Here is a 25376-nt window from a genome sequence, read left to right on the forward strand (position 1 = left end):
CCATGCTGAGCCGAACCGCCGACCACCTTTTCTGGATGTGCCGCTACATCGAACGCGCCGAAAGCACCGCGCGCATGCTCGATGTCAATCTGCAGATGTCGCTGCTGCCGCAGGATGCGCTGAGCCGCGAAAACTCCTGGCGTGCGCTGCTGCGTATCTCCGAGCTGCACCGCCACTTCGAATCCCGGCACGATGCGCTCACGCCGGCCAGCGTCCTGCACTACATGGTGCGCGACTCGGACAACCCCTCGTCCATTTACGCCTGCCTGCGCGCCGCGCGCGAAAACGCCCGGGCCGTGCGCGGCAGCCTCACCACCGAACTCTGGGAAACCCACAACAGCACCTGGCTCGAACTGCAAAAGCATCTCGAATCCGGCCTGCTGGAGCGCAATCCGGGCGAGTTCTTCGAGTGGGTGAAATTCCGTTCCCATGTCGCGCGCGGCGTCACCCAAGGCACCATGCTGGAAGACGAAGCACTGTGCTTTCTGCGCCTGGGCATGCATCTGGAGCGCGCCGACAATACCGCACGCCTGCTGGACGTGAAGTTCCACGAAGGCGAGCATGGCCCGCAGAACGAGTTCTACCGCTGGTCAGCCATCCTCAGTTCGGTCTCCGGCCTGGAGGTCTACCGCAAGGTCTACCGTGACGTCGTCACCCCGGAGCGCGTGGCCGAACTGCTCATCCTGCGGGGCGACATGCCCCGTTCGCTTCTGGCGTCGACACAGGCCGTGGCCGACAACCTCAGCCGCGTGGCCAATCAGCGTTCAGCCGAAACCGAACGCCGCGCCGGCATGCTCAGCGCGGAGCTGCGCTTTGGCCGCGTCGAGGACATCCTGCGCGGCGGGCTGCACGGCTTTCTGGAAGCCTTCCTCGAACGCATCAATGACCTGGGCAACCGCATCAGCCAGGACTTCCTGTTGCCGCTGTCGACCTGAATCCGGAGCCTGCATGAAACACCTCATCCGCCACGTCACCCACTATCGCTACACCGCGCCGGTCAGCTACAGCATCCAGGTGCTGCGCCTGACGCCACGGCAGGACGACCATCAACGCGCCCTGCGCTGGTTCATCGACGCGCCCGCCCCCCTGCAAGAGCAGGTCGATGCTTTCGGCAACATTACCCATACGCTGACCATGACGCGGCCCCACGAAGAGATCGAGCTGCGCGTCACCGGCCACATCGAAATCGACACGCTGGCGCAGGGGCGTCTGCCCGCCGAAGACCACCGTTTGCCGCTGCAGGCCTTTTGCGTGCCCACCGCACTGACGCAGCCGGATGCGGCGGTGCGCGACCTCAGCCGCAGCGCGCTGGCACAGGGCCTGAAGACCGCCGACGATGCCCTCACCCTGGCCGAAGCCATCTGCGACCGCGTCAAGTACGAGCCTGGCACGACCGATGTGACCACCGCCGCCGGCGAGGTACTGCGCCTGGGCCACGGGGTCTGCCAGGACCATGCGCATCTGTTTCTGGCCTGCGCGCGCGGGCTGGGTGTGCCGGCCCGTTATGTCAGCGGTTACCTCTATACTGAGGCCGCGCATGCCGCCAGCCATGCCTGGGCCGACGTCTGGCTCGACGGCCTGGGCTGGGTCAGCGTAGACATCACCAACCGGCAGTTCGCCTCGGATTGCCACTGCCGCCTGGCCGTGGCCCGGGACTACGACTCGGCCTCGCCGGTGCGCGGCGTGCGCAATGGCGGCGGCGGTGAAGTCATGAGCGTTTCGGTTCAGGTTCAGGCCGCCTACCAACAATAAGCCCGCCCCACCCCTCTTTCGCGTCCTTGCCCCATGACCTACTGCATCGCGGCCCAGCTCAACCAGGGCCTGGTCTTTCTCTCCGATTCCCGCACCAATGCCGGGGTGGATCAGATCAGCATCTTCCGCAAGCTGCATGTCTTCGAGCTGCCCGGCGACCGCGTCATGGTGCTGATGACCTCCGGCAACCTGGCCATCAGCCAGGCCGTGCTCAATGTGCTCGCAGAAGAAAATGCGCGCCGGCCGGATTCGATATGGCGCGTGCCGAATATGGTCGAGGCCGCCCGCCGCGTGGGGCAGGCGGTGCGGCGGGTCTACGAGCGCGACGCCGAGGCCTTGCGCGAACAAGGGGTGGAGTTCAATATCAATCTGATTTTTGGCGGCCAGATCGGTACGGCGCCCTGCCGCCTGTTTCAGGTGTATGCCGCCGGCAATTTCATCGAGGCCACGCCCGAGTGCCCCTATTTCCAGATCGGTGAGGCCAAGTACGGCAAACCCATCCTGGATCGGGTCTTGCAGCCCGACACCCCGCTCGATGAGGCCGCCAAATGCGCCCTCATTTCCATGGACTCCACCTTGCGCTCGAATATCTCGGTCGGGCTGCCCCTGGATCTGCTGGTCTATGAGGCCGCCACGCTGCAGGTCACGCATTTCGCCAGCATCGACGAGCAGAACGAGTATTTCGCCATGATTCGCGGCAGTTGGGGCGAACGGCTGCGTCAGGTGTTCGCGGAGATCCCGGATCCCCTCTGGAGCCGGCCGGAAGATCCGGATTCACTGGTGCCCGCGCATCGGGTGCATCAACCCATGCGCATCCGGCCCACGGGCCTGGCCGACCAACCCTATGCCGCCCCCCAACTGCTGGCGCAGGGCGCGAGTCCCCAGCAAACCGGCTAAACGCCGCAGCGCCGCCGGCGGCCTGCCAGCAAACGATCCAGCGAGCAGCCGGCGGCCCCGCAAGCAAAGAGCGCAAAGAGCATCAGGGCCAGCATCAAGGGAACCTTAAAGCCCAAGCCGTCGGCGGTCTCGATCTGGTTCCAGCCGGCCCAGCCCAGATCAAAGTGCACCGCATAGACCGCCACGAACACAATGTAGAGCAGCACACCCGCCGCCCAACGCGTGCCCAGCCCCACGATCAGGGCCAGCCCCAGGGTCAGCTCGAGCACGCCGGCGGTGACCCAGTTCACGTCGGCGGGCAGCCAGAGTTGCGGCACCGGCATATCCAGCCCACGAAACCAGGCCGGGGCCTGCAACCCGCCGCTGAGTTTGGTCCAGCCCGCGCGCGCAAACTCCAGGCCGGTCCACACGCGCAACAGCAACAAGGCCACCGCGGGTTCAAGCCGACGCGCGCGCGAGAAAATCTCGAAATTCATGCTGTAGGTCTCCGTAGAAAGGTGAGGTCCAGGCCGACTGGCGCACAAACTCCTCGATGAGCACGCGCCAGGCCGACTCACCCAGGCCGTCGCGCAAGCCGGGGAAGCTCGCATCCACCATCTGGCTGGCGCCCAGGTAGACCAGATAGCGATAGACGCGCATGCCCGCCGCGCTATAGCCCGGCGGAATCTGATCGCTCAGGCCTCTGACATAGTCATAAAACGCTGCAGACACGCCAGCTCCTGGTTGATCTCTTGCGGCCCGGGCAGGTCGTTGTCCCACTCGAGCAGGATGGCAAAGCCGTATTGCTCGTGCAGTTGCCGCGCCCAATGCGCGGTGCCCTCGGACACGCCGCGGCTATGCGTGTCGATATACATCCCAAAGCGCGGATCGAATTCGTGCCCGGCCACATGCATATAACTGACGCGTGCCAGATCGATGCGCGACAGAAAACGCGCGATGTCATCGCCGCCATGGTTTTTGTGATTGACGTCGATATTGTTCAGGTCGAGAAGGATGGCGCAATCGGCCCGATCCGCCACCTCGGCCAGAAACTCCGCTTCGCGCAGTTCGCCGACATTGGTGTACCAGGTGCTGTTTTCGATACCCAGGGTCAGGCCCAGGATGTCCTGCGCCTGCCGGATCCGGTCGGCCACACGGCGGGCCTCGGCGCGCGTGAAGGGAATGGGAAACAGGTCGTAAAGCTGATGAGCATCGCCGCTGGCGGCCAGGTGGTCGGAGTAATGACAGCTGCCCAGCTCACGCATCAGCGCGGCGACGGCCCGCAGAAAGCCGCCATCCAAGGCCGCGTGGCCGCCCAGATTGAGCGACACGCCGTGCAAAGCGAGGCTGCGGCCGCTGGCAAGCAGGCGATGCAACGGCGCGCGATCACGCCGCAACCAGTTTTCTGGCACCACCTCAAAAAAATCCGCCTTGACGGCGGACATATCCCAAGTGGACATCTCACGCCGGTAACCCAGACCGACGTGAGGCGTCGCTAACGCTTGGCGCACGAGGCGTCCTTTTTGCCGCAGCCTGCATCGGGCTGCTCTTTTGTCGAGGACGTTTTGCTGCCGGCCGCGGCTTTGTCTTGATTGTCTTTGCCGCCGTGCTCGCCTTTGGGTTGCGAGCTTTCTTTCTTGCCGCAAGCGCCGGCGCCGCAGGACTGATCGGCGCCCTCGGCCGCGGCGACCGACGCCACCAGCGTCGTGGCCAAGGCTGCAATGGTTTTGAGGTAGGCAGCGGAGTGGGACATGGAGGGGCTCCTTGCAGGGGCTATGCCGGGTTGGCGTTTTACTGACGTCTCAATGACACACTCATGCTCTCACCCACGCCCCGGCGATGGCAGCGCCCACCCGCAATATCGGACGTACAACCGGAGCCGGCGGTTTCGCCGCGCCAAAGAGGGCTTTCCGGAATCACGAATACCCAGGGTGGCCGCCCTCGCGCACACTAGGCAGTTACCGTCACCGCCAGCGCGCTCACAAGGATCGCCGCCAGTGACGGCCAGAACAAATGGAGTGAGACTTGATGACGCGTATCCCCGTTGGCCGCCGCGCGGCCCTGATGGCCCTGGGTGGGCTGCTGACCCTCAGCGCCCAGGCCCAGGACAAAAACTTCCCCACGCATGCACTCACCCTGGTGGTGCCGTTCGCCGCGGGCGGGCCGACCGACGTGGTGGCCCGTTCGCTGGGCGCATCCATGAGCAAAACGCTGGGCCAGCCCATCGTGGTCGAGAACCGCACCGGCGCCGGCGGCACGCTGGGCCCGTCATTCGTCTCGCGCGCCCAGCCCGATGGCTACACGCTGCTCATCCACCACAATGGCATGGCAACGGCGCCGGCGCTCTACAAGAAGCTGCCCTATGACCCGCTGAAGGATTTCGAGTATGTCGGCCAGGTCGCCGACGTGCCCATGACGCTGATGGGCCGCAAGACCCTGCCGCCTGGCGACATGCCCGCCTTCATTGCCTATGCACGCGCCAATGGCAACAAGATCAACCTGGCCAATGCCGGGCCGGGCGCGGTCTCGCAACTGTGCGGCACCCTGTTGCAGGATGCGCTGGGCACCCAGTTCACCGAAATCCCCTACGCCGGCACCGCCCCGGCCATGAGCGCCTTGCTGGGCGGTCAGGTGGATGTGCTGTGCGACCAGACCACGCAAACCCTGCCGCAGATCAAAGGCGGCGCCGTCAAGCTCTACGGCGTGACCACGCTCGACCGCATCAAAGCCCTGCCCGACGCACCGACCCTGCAGGAAAGCGGCCTGAAGGGCTTTGAAGTCATGGTGTGGCATGGCATCTATGCCCCCAAAGGCACGCCCAAGGCCGCCATCGACCGCATCAACGAAGCCTTGCGGATCGCGCTCAAGGATCCGGGCTTTGCCACCAAGATGAATGAACTGGGCGCCGAGATCGTCCCGCCTGCCAAACAGACGCCCGAGGGCCTGCACAGCTGGCTGCAGTCGGAGACGACCAAGTGGGGCGGCATGATGAAAAAGGCCGGCATCGAACCTCAATGAGGTTGCGCGCCGGCCCGGAGGCGGCACCCATGCGGGTGCCGTTTTTTTTGCCTAGCGTTGCAGGTTCTTCCAGATGCCCAGAATCGCTTCCGATTGATTCAGGGTATAGAAGTGCAGCCCCGGCACGCCGTTGTCCAGCAAGGTCTGGCACAACTCGGTCACCACGTCCTGCCCGAAGGCACGGATAGATGCCTTGTCGTCGCCAAACTCGGCCAGCCGCAGACGGATCCAGCGCGGCAGTTCCGCGCCGCACATTTCCGAGAAACGCGAAAGCTGGCTGTAGTTCGTGATGGGCATGATGCCCGGCACGATGGGAATGCTCACGCCGCGCGCCTGCGCCCGATCGACGAAGTCGAAATAGGCGTCGGCATTGAAGAAATACTGCGTGATCGCCGCATCCGCGCCGGCCTGGACCTTGGCCACGAAATGGTCGAGGTCGACCGACGGGCTGGTGGCCTGCGGATGCATCTCGGGATAGGCCGCCACTTCGATGTGGAACCAGTCGCCGGTTTCTTCGCGGATGAAGCGCACAAGCTCGCTGGCATAACGCAGCTCGCCGGCATCGCCTCCCATGCCCGAGGGCAGATCGCCGCGCAGCGCCACGACGCGATGCACGCCGGCCTGCCGGTAGTTGTTGAGGATCTCGCGCAATTGCTCGCGCGAAGCCCCGATGCACGACAGATGCGGCGCCGCATCGCAACCGAGGTTGGTCAAGGTCCGCACCGTGTCTTCCGTACCGGCGCGGGTGGAGCCGCCCGCGCCGAAGGTCACGCTCACATAACGCGGCTGAATGGCCAGCATCTGCTTGGCCGCGCGCACCAGCCTTTCCTGGGCCGCGATATCTCGCGGCGGAAAGAACTCCAGGCTGAACGCGGGAGAGGTTGAGTCGGTCATCAAGGTATCAGGTAGGACAGCAGGCCCGAGATGATGCTGTACAGAATCGCACCCGCCACGGCCCACCAGAAGCCGTTGACCTGGAAGCCGCGCAGAATCGAGCCGGCCAGCCAGAACAACAAGGCGTTCAGGATAATCAGGAAGAGGCCGAGCGTGACGATGGTGATGGGCAACGTCAGCACGACCAGGACAGGCTTGACCAGCATATTCAACAGACCCAGCACCAGCGCGGCCACCAGTGCCGAACCGAAACTGGCCACCGCGATGCCAGGCAAAAGATAGGCTACGGCCAACAGCGCCACAGCATTCAGAACCCAGACCAGAATCAAAGCCATATCGATCTCCTGTAGGAAAGGTGGCCCCAAGGGCCACCCCTATTGTGCTACATCCCTCGGATTAGTAGCGATAATGACCCGGTTTGAAGGGGCCTTGGACCGGCACGCCGATGTATTGCGCCTGCGCGTCCGACAAGGTCGTGAGTTTGACGCCGAGTTTCTTCAGGTGCAGGCGGGCGACTTTCTCGTCCAGATGCTTGGGCAGCACATAGACCTGCCCGCTGGTGTACTGGTCGTTGCGCGTGAACAGCTCGATCTGAGCGATCGTCTGGTTGGCAAACGAGGAAGACATCACGAACGAGGGATGGCCGGTGGCGCAACCCAGGTTGACCAGACGGCCCTTGGCCAGCAGGATGATGCGCTTGCCATCCGGGAAGATCACGTGATCGACCTGGGGCTTGATCTCTTCCCACTTGCAATCCTTCTCGATTGCCGCGACGTCGATTTCGTTGTCGAAGTGGCCGATATTGCAGACGATGGCCTGATCCTTCATGGCGTCCATGTGGGCGCGGGTGATCACATGGTAGTTGCCGGTGGCCGTCACGAAGATATCCGCGTGGGCCGCCGCTTCTTCCATGGTCACGACCTTGAAGCCTTCCATGGCGGCCTGCAGGGCGCAGATCGGGTCGATTTCGGTGACCCACACCTGAGCGCGCAGCGCGGCCAGCGCCTGGGCGCAACCCTTGCCCACGTCGCCATAACCGGCGACCACAGCGATCTTGCCGGCCACCATCACATCGGTGGCGCGCTTGATGCCGTCGACCAGCGACTCACGGCAACCATAGAGGTTGTCGAACTTGGACTTGGTGACCGAGTCATTGACGTTGATGGCGGCAAAGGCCAGCTCGCCCTTTTGCGACATCTGATAGAGACGATGCACGCCCGTGGTGGTTTCTTCGGTCACGCCCTTGATCTGCGCCAGGCGGGTCGAGTACCACTTGGGATCGCGCGCCAGGGTTTCCTTGATGGCCGCAAACAGCACACGCTCTTCTTCGCTGCTGGGCTTGTCCAGCACCGAAATATCGCTCTCGGCCTTGGTGCCCAGATGCAGCAGCAGGGTGGCGTCGCCGCCATCGTCCAGAATCATGTTGGCGTGACGGTCTTGCGGCCACTCGAAGATCTTGTGGGTGTACTGCCAGTACTCTTGCAGGGTCTCGCCCTTGATGGCGAACACCGGCGTGCCGGTCGCGGCGATGGCGGCGGCGGCGTGATCCTGCGTCGAGAAGATATTGCACGAGGCCCAGCGCACTTCGGCGCCCAGCGCGACCAAGGTTTCGATCAGCACCCCGGTCTGGATGGTCATGTGCAGGCTGCCGGCGATGCGCGCGCCCTTGAGCGGCTGGGCGGCGGCGTACTCTTCGCGGATGGCCATCAGCCCCGGCATTTCGGTCTCGGCGATGGCCAGCTCGCGGCGGCCCCAGCCGGCCAGACCCATGTCGGCGACGAGATAATCGGAAAAGCCTTTGTCGGACACTGCGTTCACGGTGTAGATCTCCACGTAAAGATGATGAACGGCGCGCACTGGCCGACCGACGTGAAGAACCATGAAGCCATGGCGCCCTCACCTTGCCGGCCTAGCGGCTAAGGTGAGCGCCGTTGCAAAACGCCGCGCAAGGCGCGGCGCCTGGACAATGATTCCTGAGCCTGGCGAGCCGTACCAGCCGGCTTTCGTCGCAGCGCTCCTCAGGGATGAGCGGCATTGTAGCGGGTCGGACAAGCTGGCGGGAAGCCCCGGCCCGGGGATCAGACACCCAGTGCCTGGCGGGGCGCACTCTGCGCGGCCATGCCGTCGATGGGCACCAGCGCCGCCAACAGGTCGTGCGCCACGGCATCCCAGCTGCGCGTCACGGCCCAGTCGCGCACGGCGCGCCGGTCGAGGTGGCGCGCGGCCAGGCAAGCGCGCGCCAGATCGTCGTCCAGCACCCCGGTCTGCCCTTCGCGCACCACGGCCATCGGCGCCTCACTGCGAAACGCGGCCACGGGCGTGCCGCAGGCCATGGCCTCGAGCATGACCAGCCCAAAGGTGTCGGTCAGGCTGGGAAAGACAAATACGTCCGCCGCGCTGTAGAGCGCCGGCAATTGCGCATCGCCCTGCGCGCCGAGGAAATGCGCTTCGGGAAACTGGCGCCGCAGCCGGGCCAGATCGGGGCCCGCGCCGGCCACCACCTTGCTGCCCGGCAGTGTCAGCGACAAAAAAGCGTCCAGATTCTTCTCCCGCGCCACGCGGCCGACCGACAGCCAGATGGGGCGGGGCAGATGGGCCAGCAGTTCGGAGGCCAGCGGCTGAAAATGCGTGGCGTCCACGCCGCGCGTCCAGATCTTCAGATTGCCGATCCCGCGTGCGGCAACGACGTCGGCCACGGTGGGGGTGGGCACCAGCACCCGCTGGGACGGCCGGTGAAACCAGCGCATATAGCGCCAGGGCAAGCCGGCGGGGATGCCCATGCGGGCCTGGAGGTAATCGGGGAACAGCGTATGAAACGAGGTCGTGAATCGCCAGCCGCGCTTGAGCGCCATGCGGCGCGCGGCCAGGCCCAGCGGGCCTTCGGTGGCGATATGCAGGGCGTCGGGCACCCATTCGCCCATGAGGCGCCGCACCTGGCGCCGGGGCGTCAGGCACAGCCTGAGTTCAGGCTCGGAAGGCGCCGGCACGGTGCGGCTGCCCTCGGGGCTGATCACCCGGACTTCATGGCCCCAGGCATGCAGCAGCGCACACATGGCCGTCCAGGTGCGGACCACGCCGTTGACCTGCGGATGCCAGGCATCCGTTACAAGAGCGATACGCATGCCACAACTCCAAGGAGTGAATGGCGTCGATTAGGCCCGCAGCGTATGACAGGGCCAAGACAGCATGGCTCAGTTGTTGCGGCGCGGGTAGCCCTGGGCACGGATACGCACCCAGACCTCGCGTTTTTCTTCCTCGCTCATGAAGACCCAGTTGGCGACTTCCATGGCCGTACGGCCGCAACCCCGGCAGATATCGTCAAACAGCGTGGAGCACACGGCCACGCAGGGCGAATCGCTGGCGGTAAAAGCGCCAGGCTGGGCGGGTTCGGTGGGGTCTTCACGGCTACTCATGGCCGCAAGCTTAGCACCGGGCCTGCGTCCCTTTTTGCATAGCCCTATCGTCGACCGGCCCTTGCTTGACAGCAGAAAACCCCCGGCGCAGCACCTGCCGCGCCGGGCCGAGAATGATATGATCCATATATGAATCATATATTGGCAATCTCATGGGCATCGTAAATATCGACGACGAGTTGCACGACCAGCTCCGCAAAGCCAGCGCCGTGGCCTGCCGCTCCATCAATGCGCAGGCCGCCTTCTGGATCAAGATCGGCATGCTGTGCGAACTGAACCCCAACCTGTCTTTCAACGAGGTGCTCGCGGGCGAGTTGCGCGCCGCGGGCGTCCAGGCGCCGGCCCTCAGAGAGGCAGCGGCATGATCAAGCGGCCAGATGAAATCGCCTTGATGGCCGAATCGGGCCGACTGCTGGCGGCGGTGTTCGCTCGCCTGGATCAGTTGTCACTGGCCGGCATGTCCACCATGCAGGTCAATGACCTGGCCGAACAAGTCATCGTCCAGGAGCTGCAGGCGCGGCCGGCCAGCAAAGGCCAATATGGCTATGCCTACGCCCTGAATGCCTCGCCCAACCAGGTGGTCTGCCACGGCATGCCCTCCCATGACGACATCCTGCGCAATGGCGACATCGTCAACTTCGACATCACCCTGGAGAAAAACGGCTACATCGCCGACTCCAGCAAGACCTACCTGGTGGGCGAGGTCAAGCCCGCCGCCCGGCGTCTGGTGCAAGTGACCTACGAAGCCATGTGGCGCGGCATTCTGGCCGTGCGGCCGGGCGCGCGGCTCGGAGATGTCGGGCACGCCATCGAACAGCATGCGCGGCAACATGGTTACTCCGTGGTGCGCGAATACTGCGGCCACGGCATCGGCCGCAAGATGCACGAAGAACCGGAAGTGCTGCACTGGGGCCGGCCACGCACCGGCCTGGTGTTGCGCGAAGGCATGGTGTTCACCATCGAACCCATGATCAATCAGGGCGGCGCGGACGTGCGCACGGAAGACGACGGCTGGACCGTCGTGACCGAAGACGGCAAGCTATCGGCTCAGTTCGAGCACACGGTCGCCGTCACGGCCCACGGAGTGCGGGTGCTGACACTGCGCGCCGACGAAAAACGCAAATAACGCGCATAAAAAAACCCTGGCGCAAAGCCAGGGTTTCTCGGCGCTCAAGACCTCAAACGGCCTTTTTGAGCGTCTGCACCTTGTCGGTGGCTTCCCAGGAGAACTCCGGCTCGGAACGGCCGAAGTGGCCATAGGCGGCCGTCTTGGTGTAGATCGGGCGCAGCAGATCCAGCATGTTGACGATGCCCTTGGGACGCAGATCGAAGTGCTCGCGCACCAGCTTGGCGATCTGGTCGTCGGGGATGACGCCCGTGCCTTCGGTATAGACCGTGATGTTGATGGGCTCGGCCACGCCGATGGCGTAGCTCACCTGCACCTGGCACTGACGCGCCAGGCCGGCGGCCACTACGTTCTTGGCCACATAGCGGGCCGCATAGGCGGCCGAGCGGTCGACCTTGGACGGATCCTTGCCCGAGAAGGCGCCGCCACCGTGAGGGCATGCGCCGCCATAGGTGTCGACGATGATCTTGCGGCCGGTCAGGCCGCAATCGCCTTGCGGGCCGCCGATGACGAAGCGGCCGGTCGGGTTGACCAGGAACTTGGTCTTGGGCGTGATCAGGCCATCGGGAAAGCACGGCTTGATGATGTCTTCGATGACCGCTTCGTGAATGGCCGATTGCTCGATTTCGGGCGCGTGCTGCGTCGACAGCACCACGGTGTCGACTTCGACCGGGCGGCCGTCGACATAGCGGAAGGTAACTTGCGACTTGGCGTCCGGACGCAGCCAGGGCAGACGGCCATCCTTGCGCAGTTCGCTCTGGCGCTGCACCAGGCGGTGGGCGTACCAGATCGGCGCGGGCATCAGATCCGGGGTTTCATCGCACGCATAGCCGAACATCAGGCCCTGGTCGCCAGCGCCTTGATTGAGATAGTCCTCGGAGCTGCGGTCCACGCCCTGGGCGATATCGGGCGATTGCTTGTCGTAGGCGACCAGCACCGCGCAACCCTTGTAGTCGATACCGTAATCGGTGTTGTCGTAGCCAATGCGGCGGATCGTGTCACGCGCCACCTGGATGTAATCGACGTTGGCGCTGGTGGTGATTTCTCCGGCCAGCACGACCAGGCCCGTATTGCACAGCGTCTCGGCCGCGACGCGGGCGTTGGGATCCTGCGTGAAGATGGCGTCGAGAATGGCGTCGGAGATCTGGTCGGCGACCTTGTCGGGGTGGCCTTCCGAGACCGACTCGGAGGTGAAGAGAAAATCGTTATTAGCCACGATGCGTCCTTACGTACATGTCCGGCCGAAAGCCGGCCCTCAAGTTGAACGAGGCGCGTTGCGCCCCGGATCTTCCTGGCAAGAAGGGCATCTGGGCGCGACGCTTTAGCGGATTTGAAGCAGCATGCGCTGCAACGTCGCTCCGCAAGTTGTCGGTTAACTCAGCGACTTCGGGCATTTTAGGCGAAAATGAGTGTCCGGGCGAAGCAACCCTGTTGGCCGTAGCGTTTTTGCGGACGGACCCACGGCCCTGCCGCGCCATTTTTGACCACGACCACATGCTGCTCGCCTTTTTCCGCTTCATTGCCCTGTTGCCCCTGCCCGTCCTGCAGGCGTTGGGGCGAGGCCTGGGCAAGCTGGCCTATGCCTGGCCGGGCAAATACCGCCAGCGCCTGCAGGCCAATGCTGCGCAGGCCGGCTATCCCCAGCCGGCCTTCGCGCGCCGCGCGGCCGGCCAGATCGGCGCCACCATGCTCGAGTCGCCCTGGATCTGGTTCCGCGAGCAAGACAGCCTGCGCCGGATCCATCTGGATGACGCCAACCGCGCGGTGCTCGAGACCACGCTGGCCGAGCAGCGCGGCACGGTATTTCTGACGCCCCATCTGGGCTGCTTTGAAGTCATGGCGCGCTACCTGGCGCACAAAATCCCGCTGACGGTCATGTTCCGCCCGCCGCGCAAGGCCATCCTGGCCCCGCTGCTGGAGACGGCCCGCAACAACTCGGCCGTGCGCGCCGTGCCCGCCAACATGCAAGGGGTGCGTGAATTCGTTCGTGCCCTGCGCCGCGGCGAAGCCGTGGGCCTGCTGCCCGACCAGGCGCCAGGCGTGGGCGATGGGGTCTGGGCGCCCTTCTTCGGGCGCATGGCCTACACCGTCACCCTGCCGGGCAAGCTCGCCGGGCAGACACGCGTGCCCATCATCCTGTGCGCGGCTCAACGCCTGCCGCGCGGCCAGGGCTGGCAACTGCATTTCGTGCGCGTGCCCGAACCGCTGCCCGAAGACCCGCAGGCCCAGGCGGCCTTGCTCAATCAAAGCATGGAAGCGCTGATCCGCCGCTGCCCCGACCAGTATCTCTGGGGCTACAACCGCTACAAAACCCCGCGCGGCGCGCCGCCCGCGCCCACCTCGATATGAGTTCCGACTTCAAGACCCGCGCCCTGACCGGGCTGCTGCGCTGGTTTGGCCGCATGAGTCCGCGCGCGCGCCAGCGCGCCGGCGCCTGCGTGGGCTGGCTGGCGCTGCATCTGGCCAAGTCACGCGCCCGCATCGTCAGGCGCAACCTCGAGATCTGCTTTCCCGACGAGAGCCCGCAAACCCGCGAACGCTGGGCCCGCGAACACTTCCGTGCGCTGGGCCAGTCCATCGTCGACCGCGGCGTGCTCTGGTATGGCAGCCCCGAGGCCATACGCGAGATGGCCAGCGTCAGTGGCGCCGACACCATCAACGCCCTGACCGCCACCGGGCGCCCCGTCATCCTGCTGGCGCCGCATTTCATCGGCCTGGACGTGGCGGCCACACGCCTGACCATGGAAGTCCCCAGCGGGGCGACCATGTACACGCCGCAACGCGACCCGGCCGTCGACGCCATCGTGCGCGCCGGCCGCATGCGTTTTAACGAGGTCTTTCTCGTCAGCCGCAAGGAAGGCGTGCGCGACCTGATCCGCCATTTCCGCCAGGCCCGGCCGGTCTATTACCTGCCCGACATGGATTTCGGGCGCAATGGCTCGGCTTTCGTGCCGTTTTTCGGCGTACCCGCCGCCACGCTGGTCGCCACGGCGCAACTGGCGCGCAAATGGAACGCGGCCGTCCTGCCCATTCTCGACTTCTGGGATCCCGCCACCGGCCGCTATCACGTGGAAGTCCTGCCCGCCTTGGCTGACTTCCCAGGCGAGGCCAGCCTGGAAGAGGCCACGGCGCGCCTGAACCGCGAGCTCGAAAGCTGGATCCGCCGCTGCCCCAGCCAGTACTACTGGGTCCATCGCCGCTTCAAGACCCGCCCGGAAGGCGCGCCCAAGCTGTACTGACCGCCCGGCTGCCATGCGGGGAGGAATGGGTGATAATCCCAGCATGATCTGGAACTTCACCAAAATGCATGGCGCGGGCAACGACTTTGTCGTGCTCGACGGCGTGCGTCAAACCATCGACATGACCCCGGAGCGCGCGCGCGCCCTGGGCGACAGGCATTTCGGCGTGGGCGCTGACCAAATCCTGCTGGTCGAGCGCGCCACACGCCCGGACGCCGATTTCCGCTACCGCATTTTCAACAATGACGGCAGCGAGGTCGAACATTGCGGCAACGGCGCGCGCTGCTTCGTGCGCTTCGTACACGAGCAAGGGCTGAGCGACAAGAACCCGCTGCGCGCCGAGATCGTCAGCGGCGTGATCCTGCTCGACGAAAGCGCGGACGGCCAAGTCACCGTGGACATGGGCGTCACGCGCTTTGACCCGGCGGCGCTGCCCTTCGATGCCACCGGCCTGGCCACGCGCCAGCAAGGTCAGGACACGCTCTACACCTTGCCGCTTGACGGCGCCGAGGCGGACCTCTCGGCCGTGGCCATCTCCAACCCCCACGCCGTGCAAGTGGTGCCCGACGTGGCCACCGCCGCCGTCGCCCGCCTGGGTCCGCAGATCGAATCGCACCCGCGCTTTGCACGCCGCGTCAACGCCGGCTTCATGCAGATCATCGACCGCCACACGATCGCGCTGCGTGTCTACGAACGCGGCGCCGGCGAGACGCTCGCCTGCGGCACGGGGGCTTGCGCCGCCGTCGCGGCCGGCATCCGCCGCGGCCTGCTCGACAGCCCCGTGCGGGTGCAGACGCGGGGCGGGGTACTGACCATCGCCTGGGACGGCGCGCAACTGCGCATGACCGGCCCGGCCCAGTCCGTCTTCCATGGCCAGATCGATATCGACAAGCTGGTCTTTTCCATGGCGCTGAACCGCTGAGCGCGCCGCATCCATCAGGGCGACATGACCACCAACGATCCAAGCGCGCAGGATATTGCGCACTACCTGCAGGAACACCCTGCCTTCTTCGATGAGCATGCGGCGGTGTTCGCCACGCTGCATATTCCCAATCCTCACGGCGGGCGCGCGATTTCGCTGGCCGAGCGCCAGATTCTCACGCTGCGCGAGCGCAACCGCAGCCTCGAATGGCGGCTGAACGAACTGGTCCGCAATGCGGGCGACAACGAAACCATCAGCCAACAGGTCACGGCATGGTCCGAACGCCTGCTGCGCGAAACCGATGCGGCCCGCATCCCGGCCGAGATCACCCTGGGCCTGGCCCAGCAGTTCAACCTCGACCACGCCGGCCTGCGCCTGTGGAATCTGACCGGCCTGCAAAGTGATGGCGAACATGGCTACGGCGCTGCCGTGTCGGATGACGTGCGCACCTTCGCCGACAGCCTGAAAGCCCCGTATTGCGGCAACGACACCGGCTTCGAGGCCGTGCGCTGGCTCGATGGAACGCCCAAGTCGCTGGCCCTGGTGGCCTTGCGGCTGCAAGCCGATGCCCCCAGCGTAGGGCTGCTGATCCTCGGCTCGGATGACGCGGCACGCTTTACGCCCGACATGGGCACGGCGTTTCTCGACACCATCGGCCGGCTGGCTTCGGCCGCGCTGCACCGCCTGGCCTGATCGCCCATGAGCGAGGCGGACGCGCCGCTACAAGCCTGGCTGCGGCATCTGCAGACCCAGCGGCGCTATGCCGACCATACGATCGCGGCGTATCGCCGCGACCTCGACGCGCTGGCCGCCCTCGCACAGAGCGCCGGGCTGCCGCTCCAAGCCTTGTCCACCGGCCACATCCGGCAGGCCATCGCGCGGCTCCACGCACAAGGCCTGGGGCCGCGCAGTCTGGCGCGGCGCCTGGCGGCCTGGCGGGGTTTTTATCACTGGTGGGCGCCCCAAGCGGGCCTGGCCAGCAACCCCGTGGCAGGCGTGCGCGCCCCCAAGGCGCCCCGGACCCTGCCCAAAGCCTTGTCGGTCGACCAGGCTCAGGCGCTGCTGGACCATGCCCCGGCCCGACTGGCCAACGAGCCCGCAGGACTGCGCGATCACGCCATGTTCGAACTCTTCTACTCCAGCGGCCTGCGGCTCTCGGAGCTGATCGGCCTGGATACGCACTACCAGCGCGACGCCGGCATCGAGCCGCGCGGCTGGCTCAATCGCGGCGAAGCGGAAGTCATCGTGCTAGGCAAAGGCGGCAAGCGGCGCAGCGTCCCCGTGGGATCGGCCGCGCTGACCGCGCTGGACGCCTGGCTGGCGGCCCGCCCTGCCCTGCTCGCCGCGACCACGCCGCCCGCGGATCGGCATGCCCTGTTTCTCGGGGCGCGCGGCGCCCGCATCTCGCCGCGCGTGGTGCAGCAGCAACTGGCCCGGCTCGCGCAGGCCGCCGGCATGCCCGCGCATGTCCACCCGCACGTCCTGCGCCACAGTTTCGCCAGCCACGTACTGCAATCGGCCCAGGATCTGCGCGCCGTGCAGGAACTCCTGGGCCACGCCAATATCGCCACGACGCAGATCTACACGCGGCTGGACTTCCAGCACCTGGCCAAGGTCTACGACCAGGCCCACCCGCGCGCCAATCGCAAACCCGGCAGCAAGGACTGAGGCCCGCGCGTCAGTACGTCATGCGCACGCCCAGCAGGACCGAGCGCCCCGGCAAAGGCGCCGACGTCGCCAGGAAAGAGGCGTGGTTATAGGCCAGCTTATCGAGCAGATTGTTGCCGCGCAGATAGACGTCGTACTGGGCGCCTGCCGCCTTGAAGCGATAGCTCACCATGGCATTGACCAGGGCATAGCCCGGCGTCTCGCTTTCGTAGCTGGCGATGTCCTTCTGACGGAAGACATAGGCGTACTCCAGCCCGCCGGACCATTGCTGCCACTTGAGGTTGGCGCGCGCGCCCAGCCGCGCGGCCGGAATGCGCGGCAGATTCCCCTGCCCGCCGGTCAGCTTGCCGCGCACATAGTCGCCGAACACACCCGCTGAGAACAGCGGCGAGAACTGATGCGTGACCTGGCCTTCGACACCGGTGAACTCGGCGTCTTGCTGGGTGTATTCGATGAGGCGGAAGTCCTCGAAGCGGTCCAGCGTGTTGGCGTAGATGTAGTTCTTCACGCGATTGTGAAACGCGCTCAGGCTGAAGGTCGTGTCGCCCTCATGCTTGCGCAAGGTCAGGTCGATATTGCGCGAGGTCTCGCGGTCGAGTTTGGCATTGCCGATCTCGTAGGTATTGGTCGCCAGATGCACGCCATCGGCATAGAGCTCCTGCGCCGAAGGCAGGCGTTGCGACCGCGACACCGACAGGGCCAGCGCATAGCGCGGCGCAAAATCCCAGATCGCGGCAGCCGACAGCGAAGTGCCCGACAGGCTGGACTTTTCTCGCGGCCCGGCCGGCGAGACACTCTGCCAATCCTGCCGCGCCCCGGCCTCGAAGCGCCAGTCCGCGAGACGGTACGATTCGAGCAGGAAGATACCGTTGGCGCGGGTCTTGCTGCGGGGCAGGAAAGCTTCCTCGCCATCGGCCCTGAAGTCGCTGAAGGCCGTCTGCACACCCATGACACCACGCAGGCCCATCCAGGGTTGATGCTCCAGCTCCAGGCGCGCATCGAAACCTTCGTTGCGAAAGCGCGTGCCCACCGTACCGCCTTCGATTTCATCGTGCTGGTAGTCTGTCAGCCCGCTGCGCAACCGCAGCTTGCTGAAGCCGGGCAGCGGATCGAGATACTCCGCGCGCAGATCGACGCGATTGCTGCGCAGCTTCACGTAGGGGATATCTCCGCCTTCACCATGATCGTGATCATGGTCGTGCCCATCGTCATCGTCGTGATCATGCCCCCCGCAATGCAGGTGGTCGCCATGGGGGTGGCAGCTCTCATACTCATGATTGTGCCCGGGCAGGCCGTACTTGCTGTCGATGTGCGTGAACGCCACACCGATATAGCCGCGCGGACCGATCCATGACAGCCCGACGGAACCCTGAGTGGATTCGCTATATGAGCCGGCCAGTTTTCCGCCTGGCCAATCCGGCACGTCGTAATCGCTGGTGCGGCGCTTGAGGCCTTCGACGCGCACCACGAAATCGTCCGTGCCGCCAGTGATGCCGATCACCCCCGCGCGTTCTTTGGTGCCTGTGGCGCCGCGCAGTTCCGCTTCCGCAGCCAGGCCGGACTCGGGCTTTTCAGTGGGCACGCGTTTGTCGAGCACGTTGACCACGCCGCCTATCGCGCCCCCGCCATAGCGCAGCGTGGCCGGGCCGCGCAACACTTCGATGCGGTCGGCCAGCAAAGGCTCGATCGTGGTGGCGTGGTCGGGCGAAATCGACGAGGCATCCATCAACTGCGAGCCATCGGACAACACACTCACGCGCGGCGCAGTCTGGCCGCGAATGACGGGCCGGCTGGCGCCACCCCCGAAGGTATCGGCATGCACCCCGGGCAGACCGTTGAGCGTATCGCCCAGCGTGCCTTGGCGGCGCTGCACCAACTCCTGGCCCTCCAGGACCGAGGCCGGCAAGGCCGTGCTGTTCAGATCCTGCCCGAGCGGATCGGCGGAGACGGCGATGGGGGTCAGCGTGGCGGCCGGGGCGGTGCTCTGCGCCAGGGCGGCGGGTGAGGCGAACACCATGGCAAGCGCGACATGGCAAGGGCGCGGCGAGAACTTCATCCTCTTTTCCTAATGTTATATCATTTCAGTTCGGAGTCAGAATGATATAACATTCTAAAAGTGAAGCAAGTCAAAGCGGGACGAATTCAGCCCCCACCGGCGAGCTGCCCGCCCAGCAACAGGAGCCCCAACACCAAAACCGCCAGCGCCGCGAGCGATTCGATCGCGTAACGCAGCCGGGCCGCCAGCCGCGGCGACTGGCGCGCCTGGCGCGTGAGCGCATCGCGAGACCACACGGCCAGCATGGCCAGCACGGCCACCGTCAGTCCGGTGCCCAGCCCCATGGCCAGCGCCGCCACCACGCCCGCGCCAAAAATGTCCTGCGACAGCGCAAACACCAGCACGATCAAGGCGCCGCTGCAGGGCCGCACCCCCACGGCGGCCACCGCGGCCCCGGCGCGCCGCCAATCCAGCCGGCCACTCATCATGGCCAGCGGCGGCACATGGCCACAGCCGCAGGCCGCGTGATGCAGATGGCGCCGGCCGCCCGCGCGGGCGCCGATCCAGGGACGGACGGCCTTGGCCCACAGCAACCACGCGCCCAACACCACGATCAACCCATGCGAAGCCAGCTCCAGCCATTGCGTGCCGGCGTTCATGACGTGGGCGGTCACGTTAAAGAGCCCGGCCAGCAGCGCCACCATGACAATGGCCACCAGTGCCTGCAGCAAGGCCGACAGCAAGGCCAGGACCGCGCCGTTACGCGCGCTTTGATGATTGGCCAGCACAAAAGCGGAGATCACGGCCTTGCCATGGCCCGGCCCCAGGGCATGAAACACGCCATAGGCAAAGGACAGGCCGACCAGCAACCAGGAGCCTTCGTGCTGCCAGGCCCGCACGGCGCCGGTCAGCTGGCGATAGAAATGCGACTGCCAGACCGAGATCTGGGCAAACCATTGCGCCAGCCAGCCGCTCGACGGTGGCGCGCTCTCGGGGACGGCAAAGGGATGGGATTGCGCCCAGGACGCCCCGCTCACCCACCACAACGCCGCCGCCAACAGGACGGCCGGCCAGAGCGCACGCTTCATGAGCAGCGCAGCTCGTTGCGATGCGTCAGGCCCTTGGTGATGGCGAACAGCTCATCGGGCAGGGTATCGACATCGGACGGGATGGCGGCCAATTGCTGCATGGTTTTCCAATCCAGTGCCTGGGGCGGCCGGTAACTCTGGCGACAGTTGGCCGGCGCGTTGCTCAGCCGCCAGGCCTGCGGCGCATCGAAGGCATAGGCCACGAAATAGGTCGGATCGAAAACGTCGATACTCAATCCGCTGGCGCCGGGCGCGACGGGCTGTTTAAGCGGCAACGTAAACGACAGCGCCAGGCGTTGGCCATCCCAACGCACCTCGCTGTCGACCGGGGCGGCAAACGGCAAGGTCGCGCCGTTCTGCGTGACCCGTGTGAAATAGTGCGAGATCGGCTCGCCAAGCGCCTTCATCCAATCCTGCGCCATGCTTTTGCGCGTGCTCTCGGCCAGGCCGCCATCGGCCTGCCGGGGCAGGCCCTGGGTGGCATAGGCGCCGAACATCTCGTCGAACTGCCAGGTCTGCCGCAAGGCGCTCACCCGCCCCTGCGGATCGAAGATGACCTCGGCCTGGGCGTCCACCCACATATGCGGGTGAGCCCAGCCGGCCAGCGGCAACCCCGCCAGCATCAAGGCCGCAAGGCCGCGGCCAACTGCTGCACATTCCATTCAAACATTCCCAGATAGGTCGCGCCGGGCTGGCCGGGCTTGGCCAAGGCATCGGAATAAAGCGTACCACCCAGCCTGGCGCCAGACTCGCGCGCGATCTGCTCCGCCAGCCGGGAATTGCCGATGTTCTCGATGAAGATGGCCGGCACCTGCTCACGCTTGACGCGCTCGATCACGGCGGCAAAGCCCGCCGCCGACGGCTCGGACAGCGTGGACAGGCCGGCCACGGGAATGAAGCGCACCCCATAGGCGTCGCCGAAATAGCCAAAGGCATCGTGCGTACTGACCACCTTGCGCCGCGCCTCGGGGATGGCGGCGAAGGTCTGCTGGGTCTTGTCCTGCAAGGCCTGCAAGCGTGCCACGTAGGCCTCGGTACGCTGGCGATACTGCCCGGCATGCGCCGGATCAGCCTGCTCCAGCGCCCGGCCGATGTTGCGGGCATAGATCATGCCATTGCGCAGATCCTGCCAGGCATGCGGATCCTGGTTCCCGTGGTCATGCCCATGATCATGCCCATGGTCGTGGTCGTGGTCGTGGTCGTGGTCGTGGTCGTCATCATGCTCCTGCGCCTGGGCGAAGGCGCGCGGCTTGACTCCCTCCGAAGCGACGACCTGCCGCCCTTTGAATCCGGAAGCCTGCACCAGGCGCGCCAGCCAGGGCTCGAAACCCAGCCCGTTGACCACCAGCAGGCTGGCCCCAGCCAGTTTGCGCGAGTCGGCCGCGCTGGGTTCGAAACCATGCGCGTCGCCGTCGGCGCCGACCAGGGTCTGCACTTGGACATCCGGGCCGCCAATCTCGTTGGCCATGTCCTGCAGAATGGAAAAACTGGTCACCACCTTGAGCGGGGCGGCCCAGGCCGCCGCGGCAGGCAACATCGACAGCGTGGCGATCAACGCATAACGCGCCCAGACAGGTTTCATACTCAGACCTCTTTGGAAAAAGCCGGCCCCTGCCTGCGGCGCAACAAGCCGCCTTGCGGGCCCAGCATCAAGGAAAGGAGATAGATCAGGCCGGCAGCCAGAATGATGGCCGGCGACGCAGCCAGGTCGAACTGAAAGGACGCCACCAGACCGGCCCAGGACGCCAGCGCGGCCAATGCCACGGCCAGCGGCATCTGCGTGGCCACGCGCTGGGCCCAGAAGCGGGCGGCCAGCGCGGGCAGCATCATCATGCCCACCACCATCAAGGTGCCCAATATCTGGAACCCGGCCACCAGGTTGATGACCACCAGCGCCAGAAAACCGAAATGGGCGAGCCAGCCGCGTCCGCCAGCGGCACGCAGAAATCCCGGATCAAAACATTCGGCCACCAACAGGCGGTAGAGCAGCGCCAGGCCGAACAAGGTCAGCGTACTGACGGCGCCGGCCAGCAAGAGCGCATCGTCGTCCAGACCCAGCACGGTACCGAACAGCACGTGCAGCAAGTCGACGTTCGAGCCGCGCAGAGACACCAGCAACACGCCAAGCGCCAGCGATATCAGGTAGAACGCCGCGAAACTGGCGTCCTCGCGCAAGGGCGTCAGCCGCGTCACCAGGCCCGAGAGCAGCGCGACGGCCAGCCCGGTGGCGATACCGCCCGCCATCATGGCCCCGAGCGACAAACCGGCCAAGAGATAGCCTGCGGCCACGCCCGGCAGGATGGCGTGCGACATGGCGTCTCCCATCAGGCTCATGCGGCGCAAGACGAGAAACACCCCCAGCGGCGCGGCGCCGAATGCCAATGCCACCGCCCCGGCCAGGGCACGGCGCATGAAGCCGAAATCGAAAAAGGGCGCGGCCAGCGCCTGCCACAGACTCATGCGTACCCCAGATGCAACTGACCATGCGCCAGGCGCTCGGGCGCCAGCACCTCGGCCGTGGGGCCCCAGTCCAGCACCCGCCCCGACAGCAGCAGGGTCTGGCTGAAATATTCTTTGACCAGCGCCATGTCGTGCAGCACGGCGATGATGCTGCGGCCCTCCGCATTCAGGGCGCACAACAAGGCCATGAGCACCCGTGTGGTCTGCCCGTCCACGGCGGCGAACGGCTCATCGAGCACCAGAATGGGCGCATCCTGCATCAGCAGGCGGGCAAACAGCACCCGCTGCAATTGCCCACCCGACAGCGCCTGCAATGGCCGCGCCGCCAATTGCTCCAGCCCCACCCGGCGCAAGGCCTGATGCGCCCGCGCCGTCTCGCTGCCGCCCACCGCCCGCCAGGCGCCGATGCGACGCCAGCCGCCCAGCACGACGGCATCGAGCACGGAAATGGGGAAATCCCGGTCCAGCTCGGCGGCCTGGGGCAGCCAGGCAACGGCCTCGGGATCGCGCCGCAGCTGCCCGGCCATGGGCGCCAGCACCCCGGCCAGCCCCTTGACCAGCGTGGACTTTCCCGCCCCGTTGGGCCCGACGATGGCCGTCATGCAACCCGGCGCGAACCTGCCGCTCACGTCGCGCACGGCGGCATGGCCGCGCCAGCCGAAGGTCGCGCCCGTCAGCTCGATGGCCGCCGGCTTCAGCACATGGCCCATGCGAGCAGGCTCCAGATAAGCAGGCTGGCCGCCACGGCCCACCTCATGCGCCAGATAAAGCCATGGCGCAACAGCGACGATGAAGAAAACAGGGACATGGGGAGAAGGCGGTCACAATTCCATTATGTTATATCATACCAAACAGGAAGACGGACCCCGCGGTGCGAGGTTTTCTGATACCTTCGCCTCATTCCTGAACCGCCCCGAACCCTCTTATATGTCAGCCCCTGCCCGCAACAGCCGCGCCGACGACGTCGGCGAGCAACTACGCCTGGCCGAATCGCTCTGCGCCGAGCGCGGCCGCCGGTTGACCCCCATCCGCCGCAAAGTCCTCGAACTGCTGCTCACCCACGGACGCAGCCTCAAGGCCTACGAATTGCTCGACGCCATGCGCGCCGTGCATCCGGGCGCCGCGCCGCCGACGGTTTACCGCGCCCTGGATTTCCTCATGGACGAAGGCCTCATCCACCGCCTTGACGCCGTCAATGCCTGGACGGCCTGCCATGACGCAGCGGGTGCCCCGCACGATCTGCTGGTGGTCTGTACCGGCTGCGGCGCCGTCGCCGAAGTCAGCGATCCGGCCATGAGCCGGCAGTTGGCCGAGCGCGTGGCCCAGACCGGCTTTGCCCTGGCCACGCACGAGACCGAAATCCGGGCGCTCTGCCCCCAGTGCCAGAAAACCGCGCCCGCCGGCCACGCCCATCAGCACCATCACCACTAGCCTGCCCCCTTGCAAAGGCCGGATTTGCCCCCATTTGCGGGAATTACCCGAGATTGGCTGGCTAAGGGCCGCGATCTGCGCCAAAAATGACGCTAGGGCTGTTACGGGGTTTGCCCCTGACAGCCGACTGTGCTGTAATCCTGCGTCCGGTCGCGATTGGCTGCCCTTGTGCAGACCATCTCGGCAGCCCCAACTCAAGCCGCGAGTTGTCGCATTCACGTCGCAGGCGAGGGCTGGCAGCGCGCAGGGGTAGCCCCTTGCACCAGCCAGCCGCAGGCGGCGGCTCTTCCGATAGGCACCCGCCCGTCGGGCCAGCACTTTGCCCATCCCGCAGCCGTTTTAAGCATCCAGCATCGCCATGAACACCTCGCGCAGTTTGGACAAAATGGTTCCCGTCACCATCCTCACCGGCTTTCTCGGTGCAGGCAAGACCACCCTGCTCAAGCGCATTCTTACCGAGTTTCACGGTCGCCGCGTTGCGGTCATCGAAAACGAATTCGGGCCCGAGAGCATCGACAACGATCTTCTGGTGCAAGACAGCGATGAGGAAATCATCGAACTGTCCAACGGTTGCGTCTGCTGCACCGTGCGCGGCGATCTGATGCGCACGCTCAACGAGTTGCGCGTCAAGCGCGAAGCGGGCCAGCTGACCTTCGAACGCGTCATCATCGAGACCACGGGCATGGCCAACCCCGGCCCGGTCTGCCAGACCTTCTTCATGGACGACGACATCGCCGAGTACTACCGCCTGGATGCGGTGGTCACGGTGGTCGACGCCAAGCATGGCATGGCCACGCTGGACGCGCAGCCCGAAGCCCAGAAGCAGGTCGGCTTTGCCGATCGCATCCTGGTCTCCAAGCGCGATCTGGTCAATGACGCCGACTACGAAGCCCTGCGTGCCCGCCTGCTGCGCATCAACCCGCGCGCGCCCATCACGCCGGTGCACTTCGGCGAAGTCGAGCTGAAGTCCATCATCGACATCAGCGGCTTCAACCTGAACTCCATCCTGGACATCGACCCGGACTTCCTGGCCGACGAGCATCCGGATGCCAAGCACGACCACGATCATCATGATCACGGCCATGGCCACGACCATGACCATGATCACGACGGTGACTGCGGCGCGCATTGCAATCACGCCCACCATCATCATCATCATCACCAGCACGACGACGAAATCGGCGCCTTCGTGTTCCGCTCCAACAAGCCCTTCGACCCGGCCCGCCTGGAAGAATTCCTCGGCGGCGTGGTGCAGGTATACGGCCCGGACCTGATGCGCTACAAGGGCATCCTGTACATGAAGGGCATCAACCGCCGCATGCTGTTTCAGGGCGTGCACATGATGATGGGCGCCGAGCCCGGCAAACCCTGGACGGCGGCCGAAAAGCCGTCGACCAAGATGGTCTTCATCGGCCGCAAACTGCCGCAGGAGATTTTCACCCGCGGCCTCGAACAGTGCCTGGTGGGCTGAAGCCCATCCCGGCCCCGACCCG

General features: G+C 65.7%; 29 protein-coding genes and 1 riboswitch. Of the genes, 13 read left to right on the top strand and 16 right to left on the bottom strand.

The window, feature by feature from the left end; genetic code table 11:
- Window positions 1-2: 2 nt before the first annotated feature.
- The 3 genes from CAL22_RS20235 to CAL22_RS20245 are packed head-to-tail and all read left to right on the top strand — an operon-like array spanning window position 3 to window position 2649.
- Complete coding sequence (locus tag CAL22_RS20235; RefSeq protein WP_094816258.1) at window positions 3-935, top strand: alpha-E domain-containing protein; 933 nt, start codon at window positions 3-5, stop codon at window positions 933-935.
- 13 nt (window positions 936-948) lie between these two features.
- Window positions 949-1752, top strand: a complete 804-nt coding sequence (locus CAL22_RS20240; protein WP_094816260.1) for a transglutaminase family protein — start codon at window positions 949-951, stop codon at window positions 1750-1752.
- A gap of 33 nt (window positions 1753-1785) precedes the next feature.
- Window positions 1786-2649 carry a proteasome-type protease gene (locus CAL22_RS20245; RefSeq protein WP_094816262.1) on the top strand — a complete coding sequence of 288 codons (864 nt, stop codon included), beginning with the start codon at window positions 1786-1788 and terminating at the stop codon, window positions 2647-2649.
- On the opposite strand, the gene CAL22_RS20250 is transcribed toward CAL22_RS20245, so the two are convergent.
- Genes CAL22_RS20250 through CAL22_RS20265 form a run of 4 tightly spaced genes read right to left on the bottom strand, consistent with a single transcriptional unit; the run spans window position 2646 to window position 4381 of the window.
- A complete protein-coding gene (locus CAL22_RS20250; protein WP_094816264.1) occupies window positions 2646-3125 on the bottom strand; it encodes a DoxX family protein in 480 nt (159 codons plus the stop codon). The two genes, CAL22_RS20245 and CAL22_RS20250, sit on opposite strands and share 4 nt — an antisense overlap.
- Window positions 3088-3360, bottom strand: coding sequence for an HvfC/BufC family peptide modification chaperone (locus CAL22_RS20255; RefSeq protein WP_094816266.1), 273 nt, complete (start codon window positions 3358-3360; stop codon window positions 3088-3090). The genes CAL22_RS20250 and CAL22_RS20255 overlap by 38 nt, the downstream gene beginning before the upstream one ends.
- Entirely contained in the window at window positions 3324-4088 is a 765-nt protein-coding gene (locus tag CAL22_RS20260) for a DUF692 domain-containing protein (RefSeq protein WP_094816268.1), read from the bottom strand. Before CAL22_RS20260 ends, CAL22_RS20255 begins: the two co-directional genes overlap by 37 nt.
- A gap of 35 nt (window positions 4089-4123) precedes the next feature.
- Window positions 4124-4381 carry a hypothetical protein gene (locus tag CAL22_RS20265; protein WP_094816270.1) on the bottom strand — a complete coding sequence of 86 codons (258 nt, stop codon included), beginning with the start codon at window positions 4379-4381 and terminating at the stop codon, window positions 4124-4126.
- Window positions 4382-4656: 275 nt separating this feature from the next.
- Between CAL22_RS20265 and CAL22_RS20270 the strand changes: the two genes are divergently transcribed.
- A complete protein-coding gene (locus CAL22_RS20270) occupies window positions 4657-5646 on the top strand; it encodes a tripartite tricarboxylate transporter substrate-binding protein (protein ID WP_094816272.1) in 990 nt (329 codons plus the stop codon).
- A 51-nt stretch (window positions 5647-5697) separates the two neighbouring features.
- Here the strand turns inward: CAL22_RS20270 and metF are convergent, their stop codons facing one another.
- From metF to CAL22_RS20295, 5 genes are all read right to left on the bottom strand, one after another.
- Window positions 5698-6540 carry a methylenetetrahydrofolate reductase [NAD(P)H] gene (metF, locus tag CAL22_RS20275; protein ID WP_094816274.1) on the bottom strand — a complete coding sequence of 281 codons (843 nt, stop codon included), beginning with the start codon at window positions 6538-6540 and terminating at the stop codon, window positions 5698-5700.
- Window positions 6540-6875 (bottom strand): phage holin family protein, encoded by a 336-nt coding sequence (locus tag CAL22_RS20280; RefSeq protein WP_094816308.1) that lies wholly within the window; start codon window positions 6873-6875, stop codon window positions 6540-6542. The genes metF and CAL22_RS20280 overlap by 1 nt, the downstream gene beginning before the upstream one ends.
- A gap of 61 nt (window positions 6876-6936) precedes the next feature.
- Window positions 6937-8358 (bottom strand): adenosylhomocysteinase, encoded by a 1422-nt coding sequence (gene ahcY / locus CAL22_RS20285; RefSeq protein ID WP_094816830.1) that lies wholly within the window; start codon window positions 8356-8358, stop codon window positions 6937-6939.
- Between the two features lie 98 nt (window positions 8359-8456).
- Window positions 8457-8566: riboswitch (S-adenosyl-L-homocysteine riboswitch) on the bottom strand.
- 52 nt (window positions 8567-8618) lie between these two features.
- Window positions 8619-9662, bottom strand: coding sequence for a glycosyltransferase family 4 protein (locus tag CAL22_RS20290; RefSeq protein ID WP_094816310.1), 1044 nt, complete (start codon window positions 9660-9662; stop codon window positions 8619-8621).
- Window positions 9663-9731: 69 nt separating this feature from the next.
- On the bottom strand, window positions 9732-9953 hold the full coding sequence (locus CAL22_RS20295) for a DUF1289 domain-containing protein (RefSeq protein ID WP_094816312.1): 222 nt from the start codon (window positions 9951-9953) through the stop codon (window positions 9732-9734).
- A 152-nt stretch (window positions 9954-10105) separates the two neighbouring features.
- Between CAL22_RS20295 and CAL22_RS20300 the strand changes: the two genes are divergently transcribed.
- Both CAL22_RS20300 and map read left to right on the top strand, forming a co-directional pair.
- On the top strand, window positions 10106-10318 hold the full coding sequence (locus tag CAL22_RS20300) for a ParD-like family protein (protein WP_094816314.1): 213 nt from the start codon (window positions 10106-10108) through the stop codon (window positions 10316-10318).
- Window positions 10315-11079 (top strand): type I methionyl aminopeptidase, encoded by a 765-nt coding sequence (gene map / locus CAL22_RS20305; RefSeq protein ID WP_094816316.1) that lies wholly within the window; start codon window positions 10315-10317, stop codon window positions 11077-11079. Before CAL22_RS20300 ends, map begins: the two co-directional genes overlap by 4 nt.
- Window positions 11080-11131: 52 nt before the next feature.
- Here the strand turns inward: map and metK are convergent, their stop codons facing one another.
- The gene (gene metK / locus CAL22_RS20310; protein WP_094816318.1) at window positions 11132-12295 is read right to left on the bottom strand and encodes a methionine adenosyltransferase; all 1164 of its coding nucleotides are present in this window, start codon (window positions 12293-12295) and stop codon (window positions 11132-11134) included.
- A 278-nt stretch (window positions 12296-12573) separates the two neighbouring features.
- Between metK and CAL22_RS20315 the strand changes: the two genes are divergently transcribed.
- The 5 genes from CAL22_RS20315 to xerC are packed head-to-tail and all read left to right on the top strand — an operon-like array spanning window position 12574 to window position 16908.
- The gene (locus tag CAL22_RS20315; RefSeq protein ID WP_208622034.1) at window positions 12574-13428 is read left to right on the top strand and encodes a lysophospholipid acyltransferase family protein; all 855 of its coding nucleotides are present in this window, start codon (window positions 12574-12576) and stop codon (window positions 13426-13428) included.
- Entirely contained in the window at window positions 13425-14318 is an 894-nt protein-coding gene (locus tag CAL22_RS20320; RefSeq protein ID WP_094816322.1) for a lysophospholipid acyltransferase family protein, read from the top strand. Before CAL22_RS20315 ends, CAL22_RS20320 begins: the two co-directional genes overlap by 4 nt.
- 25 nt (window positions 14319-14343) lie before the next feature.
- Complete coding sequence (gene dapF, locus CAL22_RS20325; protein ID WP_094816324.1) at window positions 14344-15240, top strand: diaminopimelate epimerase; 897 nt, start codon at window positions 14344-14346, stop codon at window positions 15238-15240.
- Window positions 15241-15264: 24 nt separating this feature from the next.
- Window positions 15265-15933, top strand: a complete 669-nt coding sequence (locus CAL22_RS20330; RefSeq protein WP_094816326.1) for a DUF484 family protein — start codon at window positions 15265-15267, stop codon at window positions 15931-15933.
- A 6-nt stretch (window positions 15934-15939) separates the two neighbouring features.
- A complete protein-coding gene (xerC, locus tag CAL22_RS20335; RefSeq protein WP_094816328.1) occupies window positions 15940-16908 on the top strand; it encodes a tyrosine recombinase XerC in 969 nt (322 codons plus the stop codon).
- 10 nt (window positions 16909-16918) lie between these two features.
- On the opposite strand, the gene CAL22_RS20340 is transcribed toward xerC, so the two are convergent.
- From CAL22_RS20340 to CAL22_RS20365, 6 genes are all read right to left on the bottom strand, one after another.
- On the bottom strand, window positions 16919-18964 hold the full coding sequence (locus tag CAL22_RS20340; protein WP_094816330.1) for a TonB-dependent receptor domain-containing protein: 2046 nt from the start codon (window positions 18962-18964) through the stop codon (window positions 16919-16921).
- An 86-nt stretch (window positions 18965-19050) separates the two neighbouring features.
- Complete coding sequence (locus CAL22_RS20345; protein WP_094816332.1) at window positions 19051-19992, bottom strand: nickel/cobalt transporter; 942 nt, start codon at window positions 19990-19992, stop codon at window positions 19051-19053.
- A complete protein-coding gene (locus CAL22_RS20350; protein ID WP_094816334.1) occupies window positions 19989-20654 on the bottom strand; it encodes a DUF1007 family protein in 666 nt (221 codons plus the stop codon). The genes CAL22_RS20345 and CAL22_RS20350 overlap by 4 nt, the downstream gene beginning before the upstream one ends.
- Window positions 20615-21574: a metal ABC transporter substrate-binding protein gene (locus CAL22_RS20355; protein ID WP_094816336.1), complete on the bottom strand. Its 960-nt coding sequence runs from the start codon at window positions 21572-21574 to the stop codon at window positions 20615-20617. Before CAL22_RS20355 ends, CAL22_RS20350 begins: the two co-directional genes overlap by 40 nt.
- Window positions 21575-21576: 2 nt before the next feature.
- Window positions 21577-22452, bottom strand: coding sequence for a metal ABC transporter permease (locus CAL22_RS20360; protein WP_094816338.1), 876 nt, complete (start codon window positions 22450-22452; stop codon window positions 21577-21579).
- Window positions 22449-23162 carry a metal ABC transporter ATP-binding protein gene (locus CAL22_RS20365; protein ID WP_208622035.1) on the bottom strand — a complete coding sequence of 238 codons (714 nt, stop codon included), beginning with the start codon at window positions 23160-23162 and terminating at the stop codon, window positions 22449-22451. The genes CAL22_RS20360 and CAL22_RS20365 overlap by 4 nt, the downstream gene beginning before the upstream one ends.
- Window positions 23163-23379: 217 nt before the next feature.
- Between CAL22_RS20365 and CAL22_RS20370 the strand changes: the two genes are divergently transcribed.
- Both CAL22_RS20370 and CAL22_RS20375 read left to right on the top strand, forming a co-directional pair.
- Entirely contained in the window at window positions 23380-23883 is a 504-nt protein-coding gene (locus tag CAL22_RS20370) for a Fur family transcriptional regulator (RefSeq protein WP_094816342.1), read from the top strand.
- Window positions 23884-24241: 358 nt separating this feature from the next.
- Window positions 24242-25354: a CobW family GTP-binding protein gene (locus tag CAL22_RS20375; protein WP_094816344.1), complete on the top strand. Its 1113-nt coding sequence runs from the start codon at window positions 24242-24244 to the stop codon at window positions 25352-25354.
- Window positions 25355-25376: the final 22 nt, after the last annotated feature.

Source organism: Bordetella genomosp. 12 (assembly GCF_002261355.1).
Classification (GTDB): domain Bacteria; phylum Pseudomonadota; class Gammaproteobacteria; order Burkholderiales; family Burkholderiaceae_B; genus Bordetella.